Below are 26,356 nucleotides of genomic sequence, written 5' to 3' on the forward strand. Positions count from 1 at the left end.
TAGGGCTTTTTTTGTCATCTAATGCACATCTAAAACCATTTAATTATTAACCCTTAAAGAAGTTCATTTTAGTGATCAAATCGTCAGTTTGATCATTGAGAGATAAACTTGAATGGGATGACTCTTCCACTAAGGCTGTATTAAGCTGATTAACCTCTTCCAGTTCGGCAACGGCTTTATTCACCTGATTGATCACAGAGGATTGTTCATTCGTAGCCGCTGCAATTTCAGTGACAATGTCATTCACCTCTTTAATGGATTGGGCAATAGAGTTAAGCGCTTTGCCGGTCTTGTCGACCAGATGACTGCCCTCTTTAACTTTATTCGAACTATCTTCAATGAGTAGTTTAATCTCATTGGCTGACTGTGCCGCCTTTTGTGCCAAAGAGCGCACCTCACCTGCGACTACGGCAAAACCACGACCGTGATCTCCAGCTCTAGCAGCTTCTACCGCAGCATTAAGGGCAAGCAAATTGGTTTGAAAGGCAATGCCGTCAATGAGATTGATGATGGAGGCAATTTTTTTACTGGACTCGTCAATTTGGCCCATTGCTTCAACCGCCTGTTGCACCACCACAACGCCACCTGTGGCTTCATTTTTTCCTGAAGCCACGAGCTTACCAGCCACATTAGCATGCTCAGCATTAAGTTCAATGGTGGCTGCCATTTGCTCCATTGAGGCTGAGGTTTCCTGCAAAGACGCAGATTGCTGATTGGTGCGTTTACTTAATTGTTCTGAACCACGGCTGATTTCTCCAGCATTAGCAGCAATGCCTTCACTGGCTACCAGCACCGAGCCTACCGCCTGATTCATCTTGTCTAAGGAGCTGTTAAGGGCGTCTTTAAGACGAGCAAGGCTACCTTGGTAATTGCCATCAATGCGCTGTGTAAGATCACCTTGGGCCATTGCTTCGCTGACTTCAACTGTTTCTTTTAAGGCCGTGGCAATGGTGGAAAGAGAGTTATTAACCCCCGATTTGAGCTTATCAAGGTCACCCTTTAAGGGTGTACTCACTCGTTGATCAAAGTCACCCTCTGAAACTGCCTGCATGACTTGATTGATTTCCCCTATGGCTTGCTCCATCACATGAAGAGTATTTTCCATCACTGTGCGAAATTCGCCAGTCATCTCGACACCTTCTAGGCGATAACTAAAGTTACCTTCTGCAATGGCTTTCATTACCTGTTCAAGGCTATGCATAGTCTTCTCAACGCTGCTAGCAGAGGCATTCACTCCATCTTTTAGGCGCAATAGATCGCCTTTGAAATCATCTTCAATACGGCTGTTAAAATGGCCTTGGGCAATATCTGCCACCACACGATTAGATTCGCCAAGGGCGGTTTGTATCGAATCCATGAGACTATTGACCGCATGGGCCGCTTGGCCAACCTCATCTTGATCACTGGGGATCCAATCCACACGCATATTAAAGTCGCTGGTTCGTTCAATGCGGGCCACTCGACCAGCAAGAAAGCAGATCGGCAGAGCGAAGGCGCGAGAAATATAGTAAGCTGCTAGGAGGAGTATGATGGCAACTCCTCCTCCGATCCAATACATTTGAAAATGCAGATCCATCAGCTTGCTGGTGGCCTCAATACCATCTCTCTCCACCATTAAGGCCCATTGCACGCCATAGACGTCGATTGGCGTATAAGCTGAGATGGTGGAAATGTCTTTGTCTTTTAGTCCAAAGGTTTTGCCCCAGCTGGCACCAGTGTAGCTTTCGATGCCAGTATAGTTTTCTCGAAAACGTTTGGAACTCGTTTCTCCTGCAAGAGCAGCGAGCACCATTGACGTTGTTATGGTGCCTGAGTCTGGGTTCGTAAAAGAAGCAATTGCACTGCGGTTCTGAGGATCAAGAAAGGAATCAGACCGCATTAGGTGGTCTGGCCCCACTAAATAGGACTCGCCAGTTTTACCCATATTATAACGTGTGGTCATAATGGCGTTAATACCATCGATAGGTAACTGTGCAACACCCACCATCTTCACTTTACCTTGGGCGTTGAGTATTGGGTGAGCTATGAAACTAATAAGCCCATCATGAATAGCATTGTCGTTGTTGCTGCTGTATATAGAAAAATCCACAAAGGCAAACTGCTTGGTTTCCAGACTTTGGCTAAAAGCTTGGCCTAAACCTGTTTCTGCAAGTGGACCAGTCACGACATTAGCAAACTTTGGTGTCTGTTGTTTGAGGCTATAAATCATCTGTCCTTGGGGGTTGATGAGATACAAGTCATTATAGCCATACTGATCAACCTGATTGGTTAATGTTGCATTATCCTGACCTAGCTCTGCACCGACCGCATACGCTTGCTGTCTCAAGATCACCGCAGTTGAAGTCAAGGATTCTAAATTTCGTCTGTTGGTCTTTAAGTATCGATTCAGTTGATCTTGTTTGATTTCCCGCACCGACTCCATTTGTAAGGCGATCTGATCCCGGTTACTGCTCCAGGCACTATTAATAGACCACCAACATATGGCCCAAAATGGAATGCCCGCCAATAACAAAAGGGCTGTCATCAGCTTGTAACGAATGGAAAGATTTTTAAACCAAGTGACCATTATCTGCTCCAAAGAGAGAGTTACATTATTAATACTTCCATTGTAACTCCAAATACTTTGCTGGCAAGGTATATTCAATCTCTCAAAGGAAAAGAAAATGGAATGAACCACTCAAGTTAAAATCATAACCAACTTCAAGCTTTACTGGCTCTAACAGCAACATTTTTTAACGATAGGCAGAAGCTCTTGCCCCAATTAAGCGCCTAGTACCTGAACTTGGTGAGCCCCCTAGAGCATTATTGGTCCTAAACTGGGAAGATGGATGGAAGATTAACTGAATTTAGGTTTAGTGTTAATATTAAGATTCGAGGTTGGGATAGAAATATTTCTGGAGGAGTGGATGAATAAACGAGAATTGGTGATTGAAGTCACCCGCGGTGGCTTTGTTGAAAGTCGTCATCAAGTGATTGCTGTCATTAGCGACGCCAAAGGCAAGCGTCATACCCAATGGGGTGATGCCGATCAATTAGTATTCCCACGCTCTACAGCGAAACCACTGCAAGCTCTGCCACTTATGCTTAGTGGCGCTGCGCAAGACCTTAAGCTGAGCCAGCAACAATTAGCTATGGCCTGCTCTAGTCACAATGGTGAAGTCCAGCATAGCCATGTAGTAAGCTCTTGGCTTGAGCAGTTAGGTATGAGCTCGGAGCAGTTAGAATGTGGCAGCCATTGGCCCTTATATCAGCCCGCTACTGTCGCCTTGTCCCAGTCTGGCGTGCAGGCTTGCTCAGTGCACAACAATTGTTCAGGTAAACACTGTGGTTTTTTGAGTTTTGCCCATCACCAAGGCATAGATCCAAAGGGCTACATTGACCACCAACACCCGGTTCAGCAGGCTGTCAATGATGCCATGGGCCGTATGATGGACCTTAAAATTACTGACCACCCTATGGGCATTGATGGCTGTTCTATACCTACCTATGCTCTACCCTTAACCAATTTAGCCATGGCCTTTGCTCGCTTTGGTACGGGTGAACAATTACCTGATGATTGGCAAAAAGCTTGTCATAGCCTTTACCAAGCCATGGTCACCGAACCCTTTTATGTAGCTGGTAGTGAGCGTCACTGTACCAAAGTAATGCAAGCCTACGGTGGCCAAGTGGCCTGTAAAACCGGTGCAGAAGGTGTATTTGGTGCCGCCATACCTCACCTTGGTTTAGGTATTGCCTTAAAAGCCCTAGACGGTAATAGCCGTGCCGCAGAAGTTGCACTTAATGTGCTACTAGATCATCTAAAGGTGCAGCCAACAGAAGCAGTATTCGAGCAGCATTCAAAGCTACATAACTGTAACAAGATGCATGTGTCTAGTATACAACTTGCTCTAGTAAAGTAGTTCGCCACACCCAAGAAAAATGACTTTAGTGGGTTATTTATAACTAGCATAAGGTTGCCTAAAAGAGCTATATTGCCGATCATGCTTTAGCTTTAAATCCACAAGAGTTCCATTATGAAAATAGCTGCCATGCAAAGCCACATTGTGGCCGTTCCTCCACCCCACATTGGAGGTATGTATTGGATTTTTGTGAGTTTACAAACCCACTGTGGCATTGAAGGTGTGGGAGAGGTTTATGCCTCTACCTTTCACCCAGAAGTGATGGTGAAGGTCTTAGATGACGTCTTTGATCGCTACTTAAAAGGCCACGACCCCCATCATATCGAACGGTTTTTTAGAGAATGTTATTCCAGTGGTTTTACCCAGCGTCCAGACCTGACGATGATGGGCGCATGTAGTGGTTTAGAAATGGCCTGTTGGGACATTATTGGCAAAGCTGCTGGCAAACCGGTTTACGAACTCATCGGTGGTAAAGTACATGATAAATTACGTTGTTACACTTACCTTTACCCCACCAACAGCAAAGGTGAACATGATTACGATTGCCCAGACTTAGCCGTTGAATGCGCCCTAAAAAACATGGAACAAGGCTTTACTGCCCTTAAGTTTGACCCTGCTGGGCCTTATAGCGCTTATTCTGGTCACCAAATTTCACTTAAAACCCTAGCCCGTAGCGAAGATTTTTGTCGCAAAATTCGTGCTGCTGTGGGCAACAACTGTGATCTACTTTTTGGCACCCATGGCCAGATGACCCCTGCCTCTGCGATTCGTTTAGCCCAGCGGCTAGAGCCCTATGACCCATTGTGGTTTGAAGAACCTGTGCCTCCTGGCCAAGCCGAAGCCATGGCTCAGGTGGCGGCTAAAACTAGCATACCTATTGCCACTGGCGAGCGCTTAACCACTAAGTACGAATTCCACGATGTATTGAAGCATCAAGCAGCATCGATCTTACAAATGAACCTAGGCCGAGTAGGGGGTATTTTAGAAGCTAAAAAAATTGCCGCCCTAGCCGAGGTCTATTACTGCCAGATAGCCCCTCATTTATATAACGGTCCCATAGGGGCTGCCGCTAGTATTCAGTTAGCTACCGCGACACCCAACTTTTTAATTCAAGAAAGTATTGGCACTTGGGATGGTTTTCATGCCGAAGTAGTGCAGGAAAAAATTGATTGGCAAAAGGGTTACATTATCCCTAATACCAAACCAGGTCTGGGCATCGAGCTCAATATGGAGGTCGTGAAAGCCAACTCACCTTACACAGGCAAAAGCCTGCACTTGATGATGGATCCCAAAGTTTATAACGAACATGCTCACACTAGTTAAATATATTGACCCTACTAAAAAATGATCATGATTTTTTAACTAATAAAACCATAGATTTAGAGCGGAAAAGTGCAAGTGAAGCAGCTGCCTTGCCCTTCTTCTGAGATGATATCTAGACTACCTTTATGACGCTCGATAATACGGTTCACTATTGCTAAACCGAGGCCGGTACCTCCACTGGCGCTCGAACGGCTGGCGTCAACTCTATAAAACCGCTCAGTTAAGCGTGGCAAATGTTGTGCTCCGATCCCAATACCATTGTCAGCTACAGTAAGGCATAGCTGCCCATCAGTGACCTGATAAGTGACCGCTATACGCCCACCATGCGGCGTATATTTAACCGCATTGTTGACTAAATGGGTCAAAACGCTAAGAATTTCGGCTTTAATTCCTAACACATTGTTTTGGCTTTTAATGGCTGAGTTAATGGTCACTTTTTTATCTAGCCTTTGACTGAGTTCCTGCCCTTGGGAGAGCGCTAGGGTTAATAGTGGTGGCATTTGAAGTTGCACCATTTTTGAGTGATCAATGCTCTCTTCCAAGCGCGACAACACCAACAAGTCTTGCACCAAGTTAGTCATTCGATGAGTATGCGCTAACATCCGAGCATGACCTTTTTGTACATCCGTATCTAATTCAGGATGATGCAGTTGGAATGACTCTAAGTAGCCCTGAATAACAGTTAATGGCGTACGCAATTCATGGGACACATTACCAGTAAAATCACGGCGCATATTTTCCAGTTTGATACTGTCAGTCATATCCCGCAGAATCAATAGATTGTCACCTTTAGCAAATGCGGTCACCGCTACTTCCAATACTTGTTCAGGATTGACGGGCGATTGTATGTAAATAGGCTGACTAAAATCAGCATGATGGTAGTAACGAAAGAAACTCGGCTCACGCAGCAAGTGCAGTAAAGGGGCACCGCGGTCCTGTTTCTTTTTCAGGCCCAGCATTTTGCGCGCCGATGTGTTCCACCATTCCAGTGCACCATTAGCATCAACTGTTACCACACCCTCTCGCAGTGCATTAGCCGATTTTTGAATGCGCAGAATAGAGGTGGTTAATTCTTGCTGAGATTTGAAGTGTTTAAGCTGTAACTCTTCCATCCGGTCAAATACCCGACCCCATACCCCTTGGGAGTCAGGCAACTCTGCGAATCTGTCATCACTCTTTAACCACGTATCTAGTTGCTGTAGTTTATGTGCATGGTATACAAATACAGCCATGAGGCCACCGACAATGGCCCAACTGGGTGACCAAAAAATAGCCCCAAAAGTGAGACCCAGAGCCACAGCAGCATAAGCCTTAGGCACTTCGGCCCTCCCCATCTATTTTTGAGGAAAAACGATAGCCAGAACCCCGCACGGTTTGCACAAATTGAGCATGCTGTTTACCCAATGCAAGGCGCAGTCTGCGAATGTGCACATCCACAGTGCGTTCATCAATATAGACGTTGGCGCCCCAGACATAGTCTAATAACTGCCCCCGACTATAAACCCTCTCTGGATGGGTCATAAAAAAGGTTAATAAGCGTGTTTCTGATGGACCCATAGTGATCGGTTGATCCTTAATCATCACCCTTTGTGAAGTGGTATCTAGGGTCAAATCACCCATATGTATATTGCTATGCTCTGTCAACCCACCTGCACGGCGCATGACTGACTTAACGCGCGCTACTAGTTCGCGTGAGGAGAATGGTTTGGTGATAAAATCATCTGCACCTGAATCTAAGCCAAGCACCTTATCAGCTTCTTCTTCCCGCGCAGTGAGCATAATAATGGGTAATTTAGCCGTAAATTCATCGCGTTTTAAACGGCGTGCCAGGTCAATACCACTTCCCATCGGTAACATCCAATCCAACAAAACAAGATCAGGTTGGAGGTCAATAATCTTGATATAGGCATCTTTAATGTTGTCAGACTCAAAACATATAAAATCAGCCTTCTCCAACACTAACCTCAGTATCTCGCGGATATCTGCTTCATCTTCAACAATTAATATCTTCTTTTGAGTCATGATGATCTTTTATGATTCACTAGCATAAGTTTGTTGTTCCAAAAATGGCATCTCACAGCGTCCGCAAATTAGTGTTTGTCATCCATATCAAGGGTCGCATGCATCTGCGCTACGGAGCTGTGACTAACATTGATACCTTTCACCAGATAAATTAGGTGCTGTGCTACATTTTGCGCGTGGTCGCCTACACGCTCTAGACTGCGTAAAATCCATATGATATGCATACTTTGCTTAATGGTTTGTGGTTCTTCCATCATCTGCGTTACCAAAGCCCGCATGGCAAATTTGTATTCCTGATCAACCTCATCATCACGTTTAGCCACTTGATAGGCCAAATCTGCATCGTAACGGGCAAACGCTGTTAAAGAATCACTTACCATAGTCGCCACCAAGTCGCTAATATGCCTAACCTGAGCGTACCCTTCACCAGGGAACCCTTTAGTTAACTTATTGGCACTATTAGCTATGCGGCAAATTTCATCACCCATGCGCTCTAAGTCTGCTACGGCTTTACTGATGGCAATAACTAAACGCAAATCACTGGCGGCAGGTTGACGGCGGGCAATAATCCGGGTGCATTGCTCATCTAAATGCATTTCCATAATATTAATTTGATCATCTGCTTTAATGGCGCCTTGCAGCAGGTCTGTGTCGCCACTTTTGAGGCCCAGTATGGCATCCTTGAGCTGCTGCTCTATGAGCCCACCCATGGTCATTAAATGGGTAAGGATTTCATCCAGTTCAGTATTGAATTGTTGCGATATATGGCCAACATGTCCATCTTTATTAGTAATATTCATCTGCAATTCCTTAACTCCATTTAACCGTAGCGGCCAGTAATATAGTCTTCCGTTTGCTTTTGCACAGGATTAGTAAACAATTGATCGGTGGTGCCGAATTCAATCAAATCCCCCATATACATAAATGCAGTATAATCTGACACACGGGCTGCCTGTTGCATATTGTGAGTCACTATAACGATGGTGAAATCTTTTTTCAGTTCATGAATCAGCTCTTCAATTTTTAACGTCGAAATAGGGTCCAACGAGGACGCTGGCTCATCTAATAATAGAATTTCTGGCTTTACAGCAATGGTACGAGCAATCACTAGTCTTTGCTGCTGGCCACCCGACATACCTAAGGCACTTTCATGCAGGCGATCTTTCACTTCATCCCACAGGGCCGCTGATTTAAGTGCCCATTCAACGGTGTCATTAATGAGCCGCTTTTTTTTGATACCCTGAATACGTAGACCATAGGCCACATTTTCAAAAATACTTTTGGGGAAGGGATTGGGCTTTTGAAACACCATTCCTACTCTGCGACGCAGGTCTGCAACGTCCACACCTTTGGCATAAATGTTTTCTTTATCTAGGGTAATTTGACCGTCAATATTACATGAGTCCACCAGATCATTCATTCGATTAAAGCAACGTAACAAGGTTGATTTACCGCAACCACTGGGACCAATAAAGGCCGTGACCCGATTACGGGGGATCTGCATGTTGACACCATTTAAGGCACGCTTACCACCATAATACAAATTCAACTCATGCACCTCTACAGCAATGCGCTCTTGCTCTATACTGAGGCCTTGGGGCGCATCAATGGCTAGGCTAAAATTAGTTTTGCGCTCTGTATGCATCATATCTGCTCTCATTAATTAACTCTCTAAAGCCTTGTATTTCTCTCGTAAACGGTTACGGATCGCAACAGCAGACAAATTCAACAGGGCAATGACTAGCACTAGCAAAAAGGCGGTTGCGTAAACTAAAGGCCTTGCTGCTTCTACATTAGGACTTTGAAAGCCCACGTCATAAATATGAAACCCAAGATGCATGAACTTTTGGTCCAGATGCAAAAAGGGGTAGTTGCCATCTAATGGCAAGGAGGGAGCCAACTTGACCACGCCCACCAACATCAAAGGCGCCACTTCACCTGCCGCCCGTGCCACAGCTAAAATAACACCCGTCATGATTGCCGGACTGGACATGGGCAAAACCACACGCCATAAGGTTTCAGACTTGGTGGCTCCTAAGGCTAGGCTGCCTTCACGCACCGCACGGGGAATCCGTGACAAGCCTTCTTCAGTGGCAACAATAACCACGGGGACGGTCAATAATGCCAGGGTTAACGATGCCCATAGTAAACCTGGAGTGCCAAAAGTAGGCGCTGGGGCGGCATCAGCAAAAAATAATTGGTCTATATTTCCACCCAAAAAGTAGATAAAGAAACCCAGTCCAAACACACCATAAACAATGGAGGGCACACCTGCGAGATTATTGACTGCGATGCGAATAATGCGCGTCACAAAGCCCTGTTTAGCATATTCACGTAGGTAAATTGCCGCCACTACACCAATCGGTGTCACCATCACAGACATAAGCAGTACCATCAGTACCGTGCCAAAAATAGCAGGGTAAACACCACCTTCAGTATTGGCCTCTCGCGGCTCTGTACTGACAAATTCCCACACCTTGGACATGTAAAAAGTGATTTTCTCCATACCTGTCATGTCATTAGGACGAAATGCACGCACTATTTTTGAGACGTTAATTTCCACCTGCGCCCCAGACATGGTCTCAGCCATCATCGAGTCGCGTTCAAAAGCGGCGTAAAGATCGATCAACTGTTGCTGCAAGCCTTCATAACGCCGGTCTAATACGTCCCGCTTAGCATCCAGCTCAGCTTGCAAAATAGGCGTGAGTAGGCCTTCTAATTCAAGACCTCGTTGATCCAAGCGCAAGCGTTCCATACCATAGTTAATATCACCGATGGTGCCCTTTTCAATACGTTTAATGTCATCATAAATACTTAGACTTCGCGCCACCCGCTCCAATAAAAGCGCCCACAGCACAGCATCTTCTTGAGTGTCACGATCACCAATGACTGCACCCGCCTGCTTTACAGCAACCAAGCGGCCGTAGAAATTACCCCACTCTCTGCGCTCTAGAGTCATCACTTCTTTGGGGTAACTTAACTGCTTAAGGTCCTGTTCTAACACCCATAAAAAATCTGCCCCTGTGACGTCTCGGTTACCCGCTTTAATCAATAGTCGCTTCGCACTTTCCTGACCCTCTGGAAGGTCGACGCCGGTTGCCCGCAGTTGATCAGCGCTCACTAGCTCGTCATCAGCAATAGAACCAATGAGGGTGGTCATTTCCTGCTGCACTCGCACCTCTGCCTGTAAGATTGCCGCTGGCCAGAAATGCCCCAAACCTCGCACTGCAATCAATCCCAATAGACCCACCACCATGATGACATTAATCGCCACCGCCGCGCCGTTAAGCCAGATCCAGGGCAAACCACTTGCAAACCATTGTCTTGCGCCAATTCTCATCATTTTTAACTCTTAAAGTGATCCGTATTTCTGACGTAAACGTTGTCGTACTACTTCTGCCAAGGTATTAACCATAAAGGTAAAGGCAAACAACACCAGCGCAGCCAAGAAGAGAATGCGAAAATGTGACCCACCGACTTCTGATTCTGGCATTTCTACCGCAATATTAGCCGCCAAGGTACGCATGCCTTCAAAAATGTTCATGTCCATAATTGGCGTGTTCCCCGTAGCCATCAAGACAATCATGGTTTCACCAACCGCACGCCCCATACCAATCATCACAGCAGAAAATATACCTGGACTGGCCGTTGGAATAACCACGCGGGTAAGTGTCTGCCAAGGCGTCGCACCCAAGGCCAAGCTGCCTTGGGTCAGATGCTTAGGCACACTAAAGATGGCATCTTCAGTAATGGAAAAAATGGTTGGGATCACTGCAAACCCCATCGCAATACCCACCACCAAAGCATTGCGCTGATCAAAATTAATACCTAAGTCCCTACTCACCCACTGGCGCATATTACCGCCAAATAGGCTTGCTTTTAGTGCATCGCTGATGGGCATCGATAACCATGCAAGGGCTAACACCACAGGGATAATAATCAGCACATCCCAACCTATTGGTAATTGCCACCCCAGATCTTTGGGCAACTGCGCCCACAAGTAGGCAAATAGCAAGGTACCGAAGGGAACCACAACAAATAAGGTAAACACACTGGCTAAATTAGTTTCTATAAACGGCGCCAACCACAGGCCCGCTAAAAACCCCAAAATTACCGTAGGCAAAGCTTCCATCAGTTCAATGAGCGGTTTCACCTTGCGGCGCAGGGCTGGGGCCATAAAGTAGGCGGTGTAGATTGCGCCACAAATGGCCAATGGGGTGGCCATCAACATGGCATAAAAAGCTGACTTCAGGGTGCCAAAAGCCAATGGCATTAAACTATATTTTGGCTCAAAATCATTAGACGAAGCTGAGGACTGCCAAATATACTCAGGGTTTTCGTAGCCTTCGTACCAAATTTTATGCCAAAGGGCTTTCCAAGAGGTGTCGGGGTGCTTGTTATCGACTTGCCAAAAGCTCAACTGCCCTGCGTTATTTTCCACCAGCATGGCGTTGGCTCTAGGTGACATGGCAATAAACTGAATAGGCGTTTCGATAAGGCGTTGTTTATGCACCTGGACCCCTGCTGTGGCGCTAAACAAAGCCACATTTCCCTCTGCATCACCAGTGGCAAAGCCACGGCGGCGATGCTCCATAGCCAATAATTGTGGACCATCCTGTTGATCAAAGTCGCGTATATGGGCTAATGCCCAGTGATTATTTTGGTCACGAATCATGAACCACTGGCTCATAGCCCCACTCACATCAGCTACCGTCAAGGTCGAACCACCCAACAGCAACTGCACGTCATTTAGAGCATAACCAGACAATTTGTGAACTGCATTCAAACGCGGGTTCAGTCTGTCTTTAACATCCAAAATACTCAGATTAGCATCCCGATCTACCGCCATGACCCAGCGCTGATCAGGTGAAATAAGAATCTTGAAGGGCATAGAACTCAAGGTTGGCAGAGCATAAACCGCAGCACTAAGCGTCACCTCTTCAGTCATAAAGTTTTGATCTTTACTTAACTCAACTAAAACCAATTCATGAGAGGCATTGGCCGCCACGATCACAAGAGCGTCTTCTGCATCCCTAATGGCCAACAATGTGGGCTCACCAAAACTTGCCGGCAAGGCAATAGGGTTATTGCCGTAGGGGTAGATCAAGCTAGGTGTGATAAGACGCTCTGTACCTTTGGGATAGCTTGTGTCGTATTCTGGCTGAGCGATGAGCACTTCGCCCTGCTTATTGGCCGCCCCAAATAAGCGATTAACATTAGTGTCTAAAGCAAAAGCGCTGATGCCTTGCTGTTCACTAAATGCAAGTTGATCAGTGAGCCGTATTTGCCCAGTTTGAGTGGCAAAAAAATACGCACTACCGTCACTGTTCAACTTAAAGCCTACTTCGTTTTGCTCTTCCACACCTAAGTGCAGGCTGGGCGAGTCAGAACCCACTTGATAACTAGTGCTCTGCCCCTCCCAAGGGGTAATGTCAGCCCCTTGAAATAATGGCAATACCTCATACATTAGATACACAAAAATTAATAAAATAGCCACAATAACGCTCATGCCACCAATGCCAACAAACACAGTGGTAAAGCGGTCTTTTATGGCCCTCAGTTTACGATTGCGGCGTAAAACTGGGGTGTTGAAGTCCAGTTCTGGAACAGATATAGGCGTTTTTTCGTTCATGGCGGCAAGTTTAGTGGGGAAATATGACAGTAATATGACCAAACTGTCACATCAGTGTAATACCTCCACTTAATAGTACGAATAAAAAAAGGGCCTTGTCAAATGATAGGCCCTTTTAGGTATTAACTAAGGTATTAACTAAGGTATTAGTATTAATTAAGGTATTAACTGATGCTCATTACTGGCTTAGTATTACATACCCAGGCTGTTTAGTGTCTTCGTTACCACCTTAAGAGGTAGTGGAATGTAGCCATCTTTAACCACAACTTCTTGGCCAACTTTGGACATGACTAACTTTACGAATTCACGCTCCAATGGAGACAGATTTTTGTTAGGCGCTTTATTCACATAAACATACAAGAAACGGGCTAATGGGTAAGTTCCGTTAGTGGCGTTATCAGGGGTTGCTTCGATGAAAGCACCCCCTTTTTTGGATAGTGGCACAGCACGTACTGATGAGGTTTTGTAACCGATGCCAGAATAACCAATACCGTTCAAAGAAGTGGCTACAGACTGCACCACAGACGCTGAACCCGGTTGCTCGTTGACAGAGTTTTTGAAATCACCTTTGCATAATGCCTTTGATTTAAAGTAACCGTAAGTACCCGATACAGAGTTACGACCATAGATCTGCATATCACGCTGACCTAATGCACCTGCGACGCCAACTTGACCCCAGTTAACAATATCTGCTTCGCCACCGCACTTGCGCGTGGCTGAGAAGATCGCATCAACGTCAGCAATCTTCAACCCTTCCACTGGGTTGTCTTTGTTTACAAACACAGCCAAGGCATCAATAGCTACTGGCACAGCAGTAGGCTTGTAACCATACTTGGTTTCAAAGGCTGCCAATTCTTTGTCTTTCATCATACGGCTCATTGGGCCTATGTTAGAAGTACCTTCTATTAAAGCCGGGGGCGCAGTTGAAGAGCCCGCTGCCTGAATCTGAATATTCACGTTCGGGTAATTACGCTTAAACTCTTCTGCCCATAATGTCATCAAGTTGGCAAGAGTGTCAGAGCCCACTGAAGACAAGTTGCCAGATACACCACTCACCTTATTGTATATAGGTAGGTTAGGGTCAAGTAGATCAGAGGCCTGCGCTGAAAATGAGACGGTACTAGCGACCAGTGCCGCAGCTGTTAAAAAGCTCTTGGTGTTCATATTTTGTTCCTTAGGTTAAAATAATTTGGTGATCGGGATCTATTCTAGAAGCAGAGTGTGACAGCCATATGACAAATAAAAAATTCTGAAGTTGTTAAAAATGAGAGATAAATAATTGATTTATATACATAAATCTTTACCTCTAGTCATTTCTCCATTAGGTCTTTTAGTGGCCTTATTGCTATTAGGGATTTTTTTACGCCGCTTCTGGCCCTTTTACTTAGTCCTAATTTTCACATTAATTTTTTCCTGGCCACCCACCGCACGTTTAATATGGAGTAGTTTAGAGTCAACCTACCCCTACCAACACATAGACCATGTTGAACAGGCAAATGCTGTGGTGGTGCTAAGTGGAATGCTAGGCACTTTTGAAACAGAGCACGGCTATGTAGCCGAGTGGGGCGATGCAGCTGATCGATTCTTTGCAGGCATCGATCTTATTAAGGCAGGTAAAGCTGAAAAACTCATATTTACGCGAGGTCAAATGCCATGGAGTGACAGCCCTCCAGAAGGTGAGGTGCTGCGTTTGAAGGCATTAAAAATGGGCATACCCGAAGCTAACATTCTACTCACTGGCAAAGCTGCGAATACCACAGATGAAGCCATCCAAGTAAAAAAATTATTGCAACAAGAAGGGCTTAATCATATTATTTTGGTGACCTCTAGTTTTCATATGCCTAGATCAAAGCTATTATTTGATAATGCTGGCATCAACAATGTAGCCTACCCCACAGACTTTCAAGCTAATACAACCACAAGTTGGCTGGATATGATTCCCAGTGCTCAGGCTTTTAGTGCAACTTCATCTGGATTAAGGGAATATATAGGCCGCATGTATTATTGGCTGCGGTTTTAGTGCACGCACTTAGATGAATGGTTTAGTGCAGAAGACGGCAAACTGAGATTAACCAGCACAGCCTAATTTCCGTGAGTACGCACCAATTACAAGGCTATGGTTATGTCATTACACCCCATTCAAATCATGCTCAAGTACAGTTGCTAATGCAGTGGTTAAAAACTGACAAAGTCTCATTTTAACTAATGTTATCAGGCATGAAACTCGTTATAGTGGGCGATCATTTTTAAAGTATAGCTTTTCTATGCCTAGCCAATCAGAAAATCTCACGGGCATGTTTTACATGACCCTATCCATGGCATCATTCTGTCTAGCCGACCTCGCCTTAAAATGGGCCTGTGAAATACTGCCAACGGGACAGGTGATGTTCATTTTGGGTTTGGGCTGTTGTGCGCTGTTTTGGGGCATCGTTAAAGGGAAGCAAGAAAAAGCCCTCACCCGCCAGTTTTTTATACCCGCGGTGTTGTTGAGGACTGCGGGTGAAGCGGTCGCCGTAGTATTTATTTTTTTAGCACTCATTCACTCTGCCTTCACCTCAGTCGCTGCTATTTTACAAACCCTGCCACTATTAATGACATTAATCTCGTTCATTTTTTTAGGTGAAAAAGTGGGTATACATCGTATTCTTGCTGTCACTATAGGTTTTGCAGGGGTATTACTCATTATACGACCTGGGGTAGACAGCTTTGATGTCTTCTCTTTATATGCAGTGCTGGCAGTCATCGGCATGGCGATGCGCGATCTAGGCTCTCGCCTATCGCCCAATTCAATTTCTGCATCCATGTTAGCTCTATATGGAGCCATGACATTTGTGGTTATCGGTTTGGTGATGATGTGGTTTGAGAGGGCTAAAGTGCCTTCATTGGAGGCCACGGGTTATTTACTGGCGATGATTTTATTAGCCTCATCTGGCAGTTATTACACCACTAAAGCCGTGCGTTTAGGGGAAATGTCGGTCATTAGCCCATTGCGCTATACGCGTCTATTATTTGGCATGATGGTGGGCGTATTTATTCTGCATGAAGAAGTGGACCAATACATGTTGTTAGGTTCAGCCATTGTGGTTTTGGCTGGCCTGTATGTTTGGTTTAGAGAGCAGCGTCATAAGAAAATAAGCAGCTAAATAATACAGCTTTTGAATGCAGATTATTTATCCGGCATACCAATATAACTAACTTAAATTAAATGACCTATAGGCCCAGTTAACTTAGCTGGCTCCATAGGCACTAGTCCCTAACGCCGAGTATTAATTGAGCTTCCTTGGCATTGGCCACATGCTGGCCTTGACTGCGAGCATAAGTGGCGACTTGTGCCACCAAAGTGTCATTACTGGGAGCTAATTCCCCAGAAGATAACCACAAGTTATTTTCAAACCCTACCCGAGCATGTCCACCTTGATCAATCGCACGAGTCATACACGCGTGTTCTTGCTGGCCAAAGGCACAAGTAAACCATGTATCCTCATTTTTGGATCGTAAAAAGTCATCCAAATCAGTGGCTTCTGCGCATAAATTCTGTCGATACCGACCTAATACGTAGAGCACACAATTGATTTCTTTAGGTAACACACCTGATAACCTTAGTTTTGTAAGGTGGTCCACATCAGCACTATCATAAACGATGATTTGCAGATGCACTTGCGCTTCAAGGGCCCAATGGAAAAAATATTTGGCCTGTACCTCGCTAGCGCTATTGGGTACCAGTTCACGCAATGCCACACTCGCCATTTTAGGCTGCAGTGTGGTTACCAATTGCATTTGCTCTTGGGTCGTATATTGTCCCACTGCCTCCGTAGTAATTTGCACAAGCATGTCTGGCACCCCAATGGCCATCTCAGCAATCAACTCTTTATAAAGGCCTATATCCAGGCTATGGCGACCTTGCTCATCACGGATATGGCCATGCAACACACTAGCTCCTGCACCTTGGCAAGCCGCCGCAGCTAACACCGTTTGTGCAATCGTAATGGGTAAACCGTGGTGGTCGAGCTGATTACGCCTGGCGCCATTAGGCGCAACCATAATGATTAAAGGGCTCATACTACTCAAGGGCTTAGTACTTCATGAATGGCCTGGGATAATTTAGCTACCAATTCATCTATTTGCGCTTCGCTAATAATAAATGGAGGGGCCAGCAATATATGATCACCCTTTACACCATCAATCGTGCCTGCCATGGGATAACAAATCAATCCCGCCTCAAAAGCTGCTTTTTTTACTTTAGCTGCGGTTCCTAGACTCGCATTGAGGGGCGCTTTGCTGGTGCGGTCTGCGACTAATTCAATACCCCGAAATAAGCCAAGGCCCCGAATGTCTCCTACATGAGGATGAGAACCTAAACTATGATTAAGCGCAGCATGTAAATAATCACCACGTTTTCTGACTTGGCTTAATAAACCATGGTTAATAACCTTTTGTGTCACCGCTAAGGCTGCGGCACAGGCCACTGGATGGCCTATATAAGTATGCCCATGCTGAAAGTAGCCACTGCCTTGAGCCACCGCTTGATATATCTCATCACTTGCAAGCATTGCACCAATGGGTTGATAACCTGCCCCTAAACCCTTGGCCATACACAATAAATCAGGCACTATGTCATCGTGTTCACAGGCATACAGTTTGCCACTGCGGCCCATCCCACACATGACCTCGTCTAAAATTAATAACACCCCGTATTGATCACAAATTTCTCTTATGCGTTTAAAGTAGCCCTCTACTGCTGGCACTGCCCCCATAGTGGCGCCAACAATAGGCTCTGCCACAAATGCCATCACTTTGTCTTCACCAACTGCTAAGATCTCTGACTCAAGTTCATTAGCAACCCGCAGACCGTAGTCAACCTCTGTTTCACCTTGGTTGAGATCCCGATAGGTATAACAGGGTGAAATATGACTCATTTCTACCAACAATGGCAGGAAGGGTTGCCGACGCCATTGGTTACCGCCTACGGCCAGGGCCCCTAATGTATTGCCATGGTAACTCTGCCGCCTAGCGATCACATGGCTGCGCTGCGGTTGGTTTACTTCGATAAAATACTGGCGCGCCAATTTTAACGCGGCTTCTACAGCTTCGGATCCACCAGACACTAAATACACACGATCTAAATTACCAGGCGCGTTTTCAATTAAAAGATCAGCCAGCTGTTCTGCCACCTCCGAAGTGAAAAAACCAGTGTGGGCGAAGGCAATCTGGTCTAATTGTGCCTTCATAGCTTCGGTCACGTCCTTATCACCATGCCCCAAGCAGGATACGGCAGCTCCCCCGGAGCCATCTAAATATTGTTTACCTAAATGATCAGTAATGTAGCAACCTTCACCGCTAACAGCCATGGGTTTTTCGAAATGGCAATGACGGTGTAGTACATGGCTTGAAGATAACATAGGTATTTAAGCCTCCTGTTTCAAGTGATGTTGTAGGTGTTGGGTTTGGTGCCTGCGTCGGCGCCGTTGATTTAACCAGACTAGGCCAATGAGCACGAATGCAGGGACAAAAGCCCACTCCCTCGCTGGCCGGTCCAACGACTCAATATCAATAGATGTCACTGAGTCGGAGTAGTCTATGCCCACTGCTTCCGCTGGGCTTAAATAACCCAAACTCTCAACCACCCAGCCCTCTTGTTCTTCGTAGGCCAAACTCATACCCAAATCTTCCGCAGAAAAGGGCCCAGCGGAGTTTGCTGGGAACACAAATAACTTAAACCGATCACCATAATTGGTATGACGAGTGATGTGTAAACGTACTTTTTGCCCTTCAGCTAGGGTCAATTGACCTTGGGTGAAGGTATTGAATTCGAGTGTTTTAAACTCAGGCCATATTTGACTCATGGCCGCATTAGGTAAAAATAGAATCCATGTTGCTAACAACAACAATAAGCTCTCATACCACCTATTACCGATGAGTAACCACCCTTGGGTTGCCGAACTAAAACTTAAAATCGCTACCAAGGAAACAAGGAACACGCTAATACCATGCCACCAACTAGTGACCCCTATGAGCAGTAACTGTGGATTAAAAATAAATACAAAGGGCAGGATTGCTGTGCGTATATCATAGGCAAACGCCTGAATGCCTGTTTTGATAGGATCAGCCCGAGAGATAGCAGAGGCAGCATAAGCTGCTAGGCACACTGGTGGAGTATCATCCGCCAACAAGCCAAAATAAAATACAAATAAATGCACAGCGATAATGGGTAAGGTCAAGCCGGCAGCACTGCCTAGCTCGACTAACACACCGGCCATTAAGGAGGCGACGACTAGGTAGTTGGCGGTTGTGGGTAAGCCAATTCCCAAAACTAAACACAACAGTGCTGTTAAACCCAACAATAGGTATATATTATTTCCAGCAATCGCTTCAACTAAACCCACCATAGCGTTATTGAGGCCTGTGGATGACACTGCTCCAACAATAATACCCGCTGTTGCTACAGCAACACCTATGGTGACCATGTTACGCGTGCCTGAAATCATACCCTGCATCACATCACTAAATCCTGCTATTAATCGCTGCCCCATTGAGTCATCATTTTGATTGGGTCGCCAAAAATGTTGCACCAAGATCATACCCATGAGCAGTAAAATAGAATAGAAAACAGCGCTACCTGGAGTCCACCGCTTAACCATTAATAAATAAATAAGCACGATGATGGGCAATAAATAATGTATGCCACCAATAAAGGTACGCCATAGGTGCGGAATGTCGGCTTTGGGCATGCCTTTAAGGTCAAGTTTTAGGGCTTCCAAATGCGAAATGTAGAGCAATGCCAAGTAGCTAATTAGTGCAGGCACAATGGCCGCTTTCACCACTTCCATATAACTAATACCAATGTACTCCGCCATGATGAATGCGGCGGCTCCCATAATAGGTGGCATTAGTTGCCCATTGGTAGAGGCGGCCACTTCAATGGCGCCAGCCTTGATGGCTGGCATGCCCATTTTACGCATGACTGGAATAGTAAAGGTACCCGTCGTCACTACATTGGCAATGGATGAACCAGAAATTGTGCCGGTCATGGCAGAAGCTAGAATGGAAGCTTTTGCAGGGCCTCCACGATAGCGGCCTACCATAGCAAAGGCTAAATCTAAAAAGTACTTACCTGCACCCGCTCTTTCTAACAAAGCACCAAACAATACAAATAAAAATACGAAACTGACAGAAACATCCAATGGAATGCCAAAAATAGCTTCGCCACCAAGCCAGTGGTAGCCCACAAGCCTCTCTAAGGACACGCCTTTATGGGATATTAATTCGGGCATAGATTGCCCAAATACTGAGTAAACTAAAAATACTAAACTGACTATGACTAGGGGTAACCCTAAAGCTCTTCTGGTCGCCTCTAGCAGCAAGGCGACGCCAAGTAAGCCGATGATCATCTCAACAGGCCAGCTAACACCCAACCAAGTGGCATCCAGAAGCATACCATGCCGTTCAACGATATTAGCGTAGGCTAAGGGCACATACAGGGTTACAGACACGGCAACCAGCGCCAATAATAGATCCCATTTTGCCACATAGTTGCGCCTGCGATGACTTTCTCTGGCGCCATAAAGCAAAAAACATAAACTCATAGCAAATGCAAGATGAATGGCACGCTTAGGCACATCGATTAAAATACCCCAACCAATGCTAAAGGGTAGAGGCGATGCTATCCACAACTGGAATAAACACCAAGACAAAGCGACAACAGAGACAAGTATGGCCCAATACCCTTGTAAGGGTTTGGTTTTAAACTCAATCTCTTCAGCCAATAACTGAGGATCTGCACTCATGGAGGATGCTCAAATTTAGTAGTTCAGGAAATTTGAAATCCCAAACTGAAAACTTTGAGTTTCCAGTTTGGGATGGGTCGAAGTTACATCCAGCCTTGTTCTTTGTAATACCGCACTGCACCTTCATGCAGAGGCGCACTTAAGCCATCGCTAATCATTTGCTCATGGGTCAAGTTGGCAAACGCAGGGTGAAGCTTGCGGAAGTCTTCAATGTTCTCAAACACTGCTCGAACTAACTCATACACCACATCAGCAGACACTTTAGCAGAACTAACAAAAGTCGCTTTTACACCAAAAGTGGTGACATCTTTGCTGCTTGTCTTGTAAGTTCCTGCTGGAATAGTGGCAAACGCATAGTAAGGGTTATCGTTTACTAAACTAGCTTCAACATCACTATTTAAGTTAATAATCCGGGCATCACAACCATCTGTAGCGATAGATACACCAGCGTTAGGTACGCCTACGGTATAGCCATAGGCATCAATTTTTCCATCACACAAGGCTTTGGATTGCTCAGAGGAAGTTAGTTCAGTGGCAATTTTAAAATCGCTCGCCTTGGTGCCATGAGCTGCCATTAACACTTCCATGGTACCCCTTTGGCCTGAACCTGGATTACCAATATTGACTCGCTTACCAGTTAAGTCTGCCCAGCTGTTAATACCAGAATCCTTACCCACTATGATATGAAAAGGTTCAGGGTGAACGGACATTACCGCTCTTAAGTCACTTTGCTTTTTACCCTGCCATTTACTACTGCCGTTAGAGGCGTGGAATTGCCAATCAGATTGGGCTACTCCAAAGTCTAGCTCACCTTCGCCAATCTGGCCAATATTGTAGTTAGAACCTCCAGTAGAGGGCGCTGCGCAACGAATACCGTGCTTACGACCACTCTTACGGCCCTCAGCAGCTTCCTTGTGCACCATCCGACAAATGGAGTTGCCAACCACAAAATAAACCCCTGTGGGGCCGCCTGTGCCAATAGAAATAAAGGTATTAGCTGCTTGAGCTATGGGCGCTGTTAAACTAATTACCGAAAGCGCCGCAACAACTAGGGCGCCAATGGTAATATTTTTTATTGTTTTCATAAAGTACTCCTTATGCAGATGATTTACTCGGACCCAACAGCTCATGCTATCGGGTGTGGAGAGTGGCCCATTATGCAATAAATTTTGCATATAGCAAGATAAAAGGAATAATATTTGCTTTTTTGTAACTGCATAATAAGCCATACTCATCGCTGGAATTTCATTAGGAGTATCGTCAGGCATGCATCAGAAAAATATTCGCCCTGCAGCCAATTTGCAAGAATTAAGAGAGCTGATGACCACTATTGCGTCAAAAAAAGGGCCTGTTAAATTAGGTCAGCGCTCCTACTCTGTCTTACTCGCCTTAGTAAACAACCCAGACACGGCAGCTCATAATTCAATTAATCAGTTAGCCACTAGCTTTGAGGTCAGCGCATCAACCCTAACACGCCTTGCCACCCGTCTAGGCTATCGTGGGTTCAATGCTTTACAAAATATTTTCCGTCAGCATTTGGCAGAACCTCACTTTTATAGCGAACGAGCGCATCAAGCGCAGGGCCAAGAGACTGATTTATTAGTTCAAGTTGCACAAGAGGAAATTGCTAATATCCAACAAATGATGTCGCAAGTGTCAGCAGAACAATGGCAAAAAGCCCTAGAACTTTTACAAAATGCTCGTCAGGTGCGCACCTTTGCCCAGCGTCAGTTTTACTCTACTTCAACTTTTTTTTCTTATTGCCTAGGTTTGTTGCGCGATGGTGTGGGGGTTTTAGGAGATTCTGGCCACGGTGTGTCCCATGGTTTGGCACAATTGAACAAACATGATCTTGTGATTGTATTTGGTAGCCACCCCTACAGCCGAATTGTTGTCGACTGTTGTCGCCAAGCTAAGGCCATGAATATCCCTACCTTGGTGTTCACAGATACCCATGGGGCACCTTTAAGTAATGATGCAAACTGCCTCTTTACCATCCCCACAAGCGGTAGCTTTTTTAGCAATAATACAGCCGCGTGGGTGGTGCTTATTGAAGCAATACTCACAGCTTATGCTCGGCGCTTGGGCCCAGATGCTATTCGTACCTTAGAGCAACGAGAGCAGGTGTTTGAGCAGATGCAAGTAACCTATTCATGATTATGAAGCCAGCCTTAAGCATCGCCAGAATGCACCAGTTAGTATTGGACAACAAAGTGTCTTCCTTAACGCTTATCGATGAAGCCTACAATCGCCTGCATCAACAAGAAAAAACACTTCAAGCCTTCAGGGAAATAGGTGAAGCGCCAGATCTGGCTCCCCAAGGACTATTGGCAGGTGTATGTGTATCGGTCAAAGACCTGTATGCCGTAACCGGCTTTGCAACTTATGCAGGTTCACCTTTTCCGCTGCAAGAGTTTAACGTGTCAGGCACCTTAGTAAAGCGCTTAACTGATGCTGGGGCTCATGTGTGTGGCAAAACCCACACCGTAGAGTTTGCCTTTGGCGGCCTGGGCACAAATCCCCACTGGCCTGTGCCCGTCAATCCATTTGATACCCAACAGCATCGGGTGCCTGGTGGTTCTAGTTCGGGTGCACCTGTTTCCCTGTGGATGGGTGCTTGTCAGTTGGCTTTAGGTTCTGACACCTCAGGCTCAGTGAGGGTTCCAGCCGCATTTTGTGGCACCTTTGGCCTCAAAACAAGTGCTGGAAGATGGGAAAAAGATGGCATTGTGCCACTTTCACCCAGCGTTGATACAGCCGGTTTACTGGCCCTCAGTGCTGCCAATGCATGCTGGGGATTTGCAGTACTTGATCCACTCACATGCGCTAAGCCAGAGGTATTCATCAAGCGCTGCACCAACACAAAAAATTCCATGCAAGGCACTCGGATTGGTATTATTGGGGCTTTATTTGAGGTATGTGAAGGGGGCATTGATGATTGTGTGATGGCTGCAGTGAAACAGCTCGAAGCGGCTGGAGCTACTTTAGTGAACCTAGACTGGCCCTGCTTAGAAGAGGCGTACCAGTTATTTCTTGAAGGTGGCTTATCCGCCCTAGAGTTTCCTGCTTTCATCAAGACGGAACAACGCAAAGACTGGTTTGATCATTTGGCAGCCAGCACCAAAATGCGCTTTGCCCACCTGACTGATGAAGATTTAGCTCAAGCGCCACAAAAAATTGCTGAAAAAAATGCCCTCATTCAAATATTTAACCAAGCCGCAGAAGCTGTATTACAGACGGTAGATTTTGCAGTGTGTCCCACCTGCCCTATCAGCGCGCCAACTTTAGCTCATGTGCAAGACAATATAGATCAATATAAGGAGCGCAATTTTAAAGCTTTGCGCAATACCCAAGTGGCTAATTTACAGCAGCTATGTGCCGCCACTCTGCCTTGTGGCTCAGATGATAAAGGCTTGCCTGTGGGCTTACAGCTGATGATGGGGCACAACCAAGATCAACAATTGATGCAGTGGAGCTGCGCCATCGAAGTCATCATAGGTGATGCTTTGCATCACTACCATTAAGGAACTCATAACAATGAAAATAGCAGGTCTTCATGCCTACACACTGCTGGCTTTGCAAGGCATGGTTTGGGGTTCGTCTTTTCAAGCTATCAAATATGCTTTAGAAGGCTTTGGCCCTGTGAGCGTTGCTGCTGGTCGCATTTTCATTGCCGCCTTAGTGTTGTTGACCTATGCCATGATGCAAGGTGAGCGGCTACCACGATCGATCTCTACTTGGTTGAATTTGTTATTAATTGGATTTTTTAATTGTGCATTGCCATTTTTTTTAATCCCATGGGGCGAACAATCATTAGACTCAGGTAGGGCGGCTATTTTCATGGCCACGTCACCACTATTTGCCATTCTTATTGCCCATTTTACTAGCAGTAACGAACACATCACGCGTTACAAAACTGCTGGATTTTTGCTTGGATTTATTGGTGTCTTGTGTGTCATTGGTGTCGACACTTTTGACTCAGGTGTGGGCGACTTATTACCCCAGTTGGCCATCATTTTGGCGGCTATCTCCTACGTCATTTCTGGTGCCATGGTGAAACGAGTCGAGGGGTTAAGCAGTGCCATGATGTCTGCAGGGGTATTAATCGGCGCTTGTCTCATTACTGTACCTGCCAGCCTCTGGCTAGATAGCCCTTTCAGCCAAGCTGCCAATGTGCCTGACTCAGCTATTATTGCTCTGATATATTTGGGTCTTCTACCCACTGGAGTAGCTTTTGTAGTGCGCTTCTATCTGATCCGCCAGTACGGCTATACCTTTATTGCTCAAGTAGGCTATTTAGTGCCCATATTCAGTGTTTTCTTTGGTGTAGTGCTACTAGATGAGGTATTTACTCTTGCCATGTTTGCAGGCTTGTTGCTCATTCTTGGTGGCATTGCCCTGAGTCGCAGAGGAGCTCAGGCTCAGGCATGAGGTGCGCCCTATTTTAGACATCAAGTCTAAGGTTTTAAGCCACACCACTTAAGACTCAGGGATAAGTACCAGTTTGCCAGTAAAGGCCTTATTCAAAAAGTCAGTTTGAGCTTGATGGATTTGCTTTAGTGCATAGGTCTGAGCCACCACAGGCCTAATTTCTTCTGCTTCAATGTATGCGACTAAATTGGTAAAGACTATTTTTTCTTGATAAGTACAGCCCAAGAAAGTGAGATCTTTTAGGTATAAAGTCCGAATATCGAGCTCAACCATGGGTCCAGCAATCGCACCAGAGGTGGCGTAACGACCGCCACGTTGCAATACGTCAAGTAGCATTGGCCAATCAGGGCCCGCCACCAAATCAACCACTAGATCAACAGCTTCAGCCCCGACTGCAGCCACTAGGTCAGTACCCCTAGAAATGAGTTGATCTGCTCCGAGGGCTCTTACATCATCGTGTTTGGCCGCACCGGCTACCGCAATAACAAAAGCACCACGGCGCTTAGCCAACTGTACTGCAGCAGAACCCACGCCCCCAGATGCTCCAGTGATCAATACACGCTCTCCAGACTTTAAATCTGCTCTATGGAGTAGGTTTTCAGCAGTAGAATAAGCACAGGGAATTGAAGCTAGATCTGCATCACTCCAGGGCGAGTGAACCGTGTATGCCTCGTCACTCAAAGCACAGGTGTATTGTGCAAAACCACCATGGTATTCAGAACCAAAGGTCAGGCATTCATATGGCTTGGAGGGGTGTTGTTGCATCGTGCGCACTAGCGCGCGATCACCGATGCGATCAGAACTTACACCCGTTCCCACGGCAATGATCTCACCACATACATCAGCGCCTTGAATCAAAGGCAGCTTTAAAGCGTCACCAGACCATGAAGCAGAAGCAGTATCAAGGTCTTGGTATCCTTCATCTGCTCCTGTATTAGTATCACCTGTAACTTGCTTGGAATACCAACCAATGCGGGTATTGATATCAGTATTATTAACCCCTGCGGCCAGCACTTTGAGTAAAACCTCATTGGCTTTAGGTTGAGGTGTAGCAATATCATGACTGTATACCAACTGATCTAAGCCACCATGACCCATCAATCGCACCCCCGACATGATGCTTGGGACAGTGGCAAAGACAGATTCGTTTGGAAGATTCATAAGTGTTTATTGTCGCTAAGGCTAGTCGAAATGGTTAGGGCACTGAAACTAACAGTTTGATCAAGTCTGTACAAGTTTAGTCATCAGAGAAGAACTTTCATTTC

20 protein-coding genes are annotated in these 26,356 nt (G+C 45.7%); 7 read left to right on the forward strand and 13 right to left on the reverse strand.

All coding sequences use genetic code 11. The features are described 5' to 3' along the window. Positions 1 to 46 precede the first annotated feature (46 nt). Complete coding sequence (locus tag ABXT59_RS10920; RefSeq protein ID WP_443636145.1) at positions 47 to 2,566, reverse strand: methyl-accepting chemotaxis protein; 2,520 nt, start codon at positions 2,564 to 2,566, stop codon at positions 47 to 49. Between the two features lie 340 nt (positions 2,567 to 2,906). On the opposite strand from ABXT59_RS10920, the gene ABXT59_RS10925 reads away from it, so the two are divergent. Both ABXT59_RS10925 and ABXT59_RS10930 read left to right on the forward strand, forming a co-directional pair. Then, positions 2,907 to 3,899 (forward strand): asparaginase, encoded by a 993-nt coding sequence (locus tag ABXT59_RS10925; RefSeq protein ID WP_443636146.1) that lies wholly within the window; start codon positions 2,907 to 2,909, stop codon positions 3,897 to 3,899. 114 nt (positions 3,900 to 4,013) lie between these two features. Beyond that, positions 4,014 to 5,222, forward strand: a complete 1,209-nt coding sequence (locus ABXT59_RS10930) for a mandelate racemase/muconate lactonizing enzyme family protein (RefSeq protein WP_443636147.1) — start codon at positions 4,014 to 4,016, stop codon at positions 5,220 to 5,222. A 56-nt stretch (positions 5,223 to 5,278) separates the two neighbouring features. Here ABXT59_RS10930 and phoR read toward each other — a convergent pair whose 3' ends face one another. The 7 genes from phoR to ABXT59_RS10965 all read right to left on the reverse strand — a co-directional run bounded on the left by phoR (position 5,279) and on the right by ABXT59_RS10965 (position 14,040). Then, positions 5,279 to 6,541 (reverse strand): phosphate regulon sensor histidine kinase PhoR, encoded by a 1,263-nt coding sequence (gene phoR, locus ABXT59_RS10935; RefSeq protein ID WP_443636148.1) that lies wholly within the window; start codon positions 6,539 to 6,541, stop codon positions 5,279 to 5,281. Continuing rightward, complete coding sequence (gene phoB, locus ABXT59_RS10940; RefSeq protein ID WP_443636149.1) at positions 6,534 to 7,244, reverse strand: phosphate regulon transcriptional regulator PhoB; 711 nt, start codon at positions 7,242 to 7,244, stop codon at positions 6,534 to 6,536. Before phoB ends, phoR begins: the two co-directional genes overlap by 8 nt. Positions 7,245 to 7,312: 68 nt before the next feature. Beyond that, positions 7,313 to 8,044 (reverse strand): phosphate signaling complex protein PhoU, encoded by a 732-nt coding sequence (phoU, locus tag ABXT59_RS10945; protein WP_443636150.1) that lies wholly within the window; start codon positions 8,042 to 8,044, stop codon positions 7,313 to 7,315. 20 nt (positions 8,045 to 8,064) lie between these two features. Continuing rightward, the gene (gene pstB / locus ABXT59_RS10950) at positions 8,065 to 8,889 is read right to left on the reverse strand and encodes a phosphate ABC transporter ATP-binding protein PstB (protein ID WP_443638602.1); all 825 of its coding nucleotides are present in this window, start codon (positions 8,887 to 8,889) and stop codon (positions 8,065 to 8,067) included. Positions 8,890 to 8,907: 18 nt separating this feature from the next. Next, positions 8,908 to 10,584, reverse strand: a complete 1,677-nt coding sequence (pstA, locus tag ABXT59_RS10955; protein ID WP_443638604.1) for a phosphate ABC transporter permease PstA — start codon at positions 10,582 to 10,584, stop codon at positions 8,908 to 8,910. Between the two features lie 12 nt (positions 10,585 to 10,596). Further along, positions 10,597 to 12,876, reverse strand: coding sequence for an ABC transporter permease subunit (locus tag ABXT59_RS10960; protein WP_443636151.1), 2,280 nt, complete (start codon positions 12,874 to 12,876; stop codon positions 10,597 to 10,599). 192 nt (positions 12,877 to 13,068) lie between these two features. Continuing rightward, a complete protein-coding gene (locus ABXT59_RS10965; protein WP_443636152.1) occupies positions 13,069 to 14,040 on the reverse strand; it encodes a PstS family phosphate ABC transporter substrate-binding protein in 972 nt (323 codons plus the stop codon). Positions 14,041 to 14,209: 169 nt separating this feature from the next. On the opposite strand from ABXT59_RS10965, the gene ABXT59_RS10970 reads away from it, so the two are divergent. Beyond that, positions 14,210 to 14,896 (forward strand): YdcF family protein, encoded by a 687-nt coding sequence (locus ABXT59_RS10970; RefSeq protein WP_443636153.1) that lies wholly within the window; start codon positions 14,210 to 14,212, stop codon positions 14,894 to 14,896. Positions 14,897 to 15,140: 244 nt separating this feature from the next. Next, on the forward strand, positions 15,141 to 16,019 hold the full coding sequence (locus ABXT59_RS10975; RefSeq protein ID WP_443636154.1) for a DMT family transporter: 879 nt from the start codon (positions 15,141 to 15,143) through the stop codon (positions 16,017 to 16,019). A gap of 103 nt (positions 16,020 to 16,122) precedes the next feature. Here the strand turns inward: ABXT59_RS10975 and ABXT59_RS10980 are convergent, their stop codons facing one another. The 4 genes from ABXT59_RS10980 to ABXT59_RS10995 all read right to left on the reverse strand — a co-directional run bounded on the left by ABXT59_RS10980 (position 16,123) and on the right by ABXT59_RS10995 (position 21,745). Next, positions 16,123 to 16,935, reverse strand: a complete 813-nt coding sequence (locus ABXT59_RS10980) for a 3-keto-5-aminohexanoate cleavage protein (RefSeq protein ID WP_443636155.1) — start codon at positions 16,933 to 16,935, stop codon at positions 16,123 to 16,125. A 5-nt stretch (positions 16,936 to 16,940) separates the two neighbouring features. Continuing rightward, positions 16,941 to 18,275, reverse strand: coding sequence for an aspartate aminotransferase family protein (locus ABXT59_RS10985; RefSeq protein WP_443636156.1), 1,335 nt, complete (start codon positions 18,273 to 18,275; stop codon positions 16,941 to 16,943). A 6-nt stretch (positions 18,276 to 18,281) separates the two neighbouring features. Further along, a complete protein-coding gene (locus tag ABXT59_RS10990) occupies positions 18,282 to 20,660 on the reverse strand; it encodes a TRAP transporter fused permease subunit (protein ID WP_443636157.1) in 2,379 nt (792 codons plus the stop codon). Positions 20,661 to 20,743: 83 nt separating this feature from the next. Continuing rightward, positions 20,744 to 21,745, reverse strand: coding sequence for a TAXI family TRAP transporter solute-binding subunit (locus ABXT59_RS10995; protein ID WP_443636158.1), 1,002 nt, complete (start codon positions 21,743 to 21,745; stop codon positions 20,744 to 20,746). A 181-nt stretch (positions 21,746 to 21,926) separates the two neighbouring features. Between ABXT59_RS10995 and ABXT59_RS11000 the strand changes: the two genes are divergently transcribed. Genes ABXT59_RS11000 through ABXT59_RS11010 form a run of 3 tightly spaced genes read left to right on the forward strand, consistent with a single transcriptional unit; the run spans position 21,927 to position 25,091 of the window. Then, the gene (locus ABXT59_RS11000) at positions 21,927 to 22,817 is read left to right on the forward strand and encodes a MurR/RpiR family transcriptional regulator (protein ID WP_443636159.1); all 891 of its coding nucleotides are present in this window, start codon (positions 21,927 to 21,929) and stop codon (positions 22,815 to 22,817) included. Continuing rightward, positions 22,814 to 24,184: an amidase gene (locus ABXT59_RS11005; RefSeq protein WP_443636160.1), complete on the forward strand. Its 1,371-nt coding sequence runs from the start codon at positions 22,814 to 22,816 to the stop codon at positions 24,182 to 24,184. The genes ABXT59_RS11000 and ABXT59_RS11005 overlap by 4 nt, the downstream gene beginning before the upstream one ends. Positions 24,185 to 24,197: 13 nt before the next feature. After that, positions 24,198 to 25,091 (forward strand): DMT family transporter, encoded by an 894-nt coding sequence (locus ABXT59_RS11010; RefSeq protein ID WP_443636161.1) that lies wholly within the window; start codon positions 24,198 to 24,200, stop codon positions 25,089 to 25,091. Between the two features lie 48 nt (positions 25,092 to 25,139). Here ABXT59_RS11010 and ABXT59_RS11015 read toward each other — a convergent pair whose 3' ends face one another. Then, entirely contained in the window at positions 25,140 to 26,252 is a 1,113-nt protein-coding gene (locus tag ABXT59_RS11015) for an alcohol dehydrogenase family protein (RefSeq protein WP_443636162.1), read from the reverse strand. Positions 26,253 to 26,356: the final 104 nt, after the last annotated feature.

Origin of the sequence: Candidatus Njordibacter sp. Uisw_058 (assembly GCF_047730065.1) — a bacterium.
GTDB lineage: Bacteria > Pseudomonadota > Gammaproteobacteria > Pseudomonadales > Balneatricaceae > Njordibacter.

Bases quoted from the DNA above. Each gene is read 5' to 3' on its own strand.
- ABXT59_RS11015 (WP_443636162.1), bottom strand. From the start codon at position 26,252: ATGAATCTTCCAAACGAATCTGTCTTTGCCACTGTCCCAAGCATCATG.
- phoB (WP_443636149.1), bottom strand. From the start codon at position 7,244: ATGACTCAAAAGAAGATATTAATTGTTGAAGATGAAGCAGATATCCGC.
- phoU (WP_443636150.1), bottom strand. From the start codon at position 8,044: ATGAATATTACTAATAAAGATGGACATGTTGGCCATATATCGCAACAA.
- ABXT59_RS10930 (WP_443636147.1), top strand. From the start codon at position 4,014: ATGAAAATAGCTGCCATGCAAAGCCACATTGTGGCCGTTCCTCCACCC.
- ABXT59_RS10990 (WP_443636157.1), bottom strand. From the start codon at position 20,660: ATGAGTGCAGATCCTCAGTTATTGGCTGAAGAGATTGAGTTTAAAACC.
- ABXT59_RS10920 (WP_443636145.1), bottom strand. From the start codon at position 2,566: ATGGTCACTTGGTTTAAAAATCTTTCCATTCGTTACAAGCTGATGACA.
- ABXT59_RS10925 (WP_443636146.1), top strand. From the start codon at position 2,907: ATGAATAAACGAGAATTGGTGATTGAAGTCACCCGCGGTGGCTTTGTT.
- ABXT59_RS11010 (WP_443636161.1), top strand. From the start codon at position 24,198: ATGAAAATAGCAGGTCTTCATGCCTACACACTGCTGGCTTTGCAAGGC.
- ABXT59_RS10975 (WP_443636154.1), top strand. From the start codon at position 15,141: ATGCCTAGCCAATCAGAAAATCTCACGGGCATGTTTTACATGACCCTA.
- ABXT59_RS10985 (WP_443636156.1), bottom strand. From the start codon at position 18,275: ATGTTATCTTCAAGCCATGTACTACACCGTCATTGCCATTTCGAAAAA.
- ABXT59_RS10995 (WP_443636158.1), bottom strand. From the start codon at position 21,745: ATGAAAACAATAAAAAATATTACCATTGGCGCCCTAGTTGTTGCGGCG.
- pstB (WP_443638602.1), bottom strand. From the start codon at position 8,889: ATGCATACAGAGCGCAAAACTAATTTTAGCCTAGCCATTGATGCGCCC.
- ABXT59_RS11000 (WP_443636159.1), top strand. From the start codon at position 21,927: ATGCATCAGAAAAATATTCGCCCTGCAGCCAATTTGCAAGAATTAAGA.
- ABXT59_RS10960 (WP_443636151.1), bottom strand. From the start codon at position 12,876: ATGAACGAAAAAACGCCTATATCTGTTCCAGAACTGGACTTCAACACC.
- ABXT59_RS10980 (WP_443636155.1), bottom strand. From the start codon at position 16,935: ATGAGCCCTTTAATCATTATGGTTGCGCCTAATGGCGCCAGGCGTAAT.
- ABXT59_RS11005 (WP_443636160.1), top strand. From the start codon at position 22,814: ATGATTATGAAGCCAGCCTTAAGCATCGCCAGAATGCACCAGTTAGTA.
- pstA (WP_443638604.1), bottom strand. From the start codon at position 10,584: ATGAGAATTGGCGCAAGACAATGGTTTGCAAGTGGTTTGCCCTGGATC.
- ABXT59_RS10965 (WP_443636152.1), bottom strand. From the start codon at position 14,040: ATGAACACCAAGAGCTTTTTAACAGCTGCGGCACTGGTCGCTAGTACC.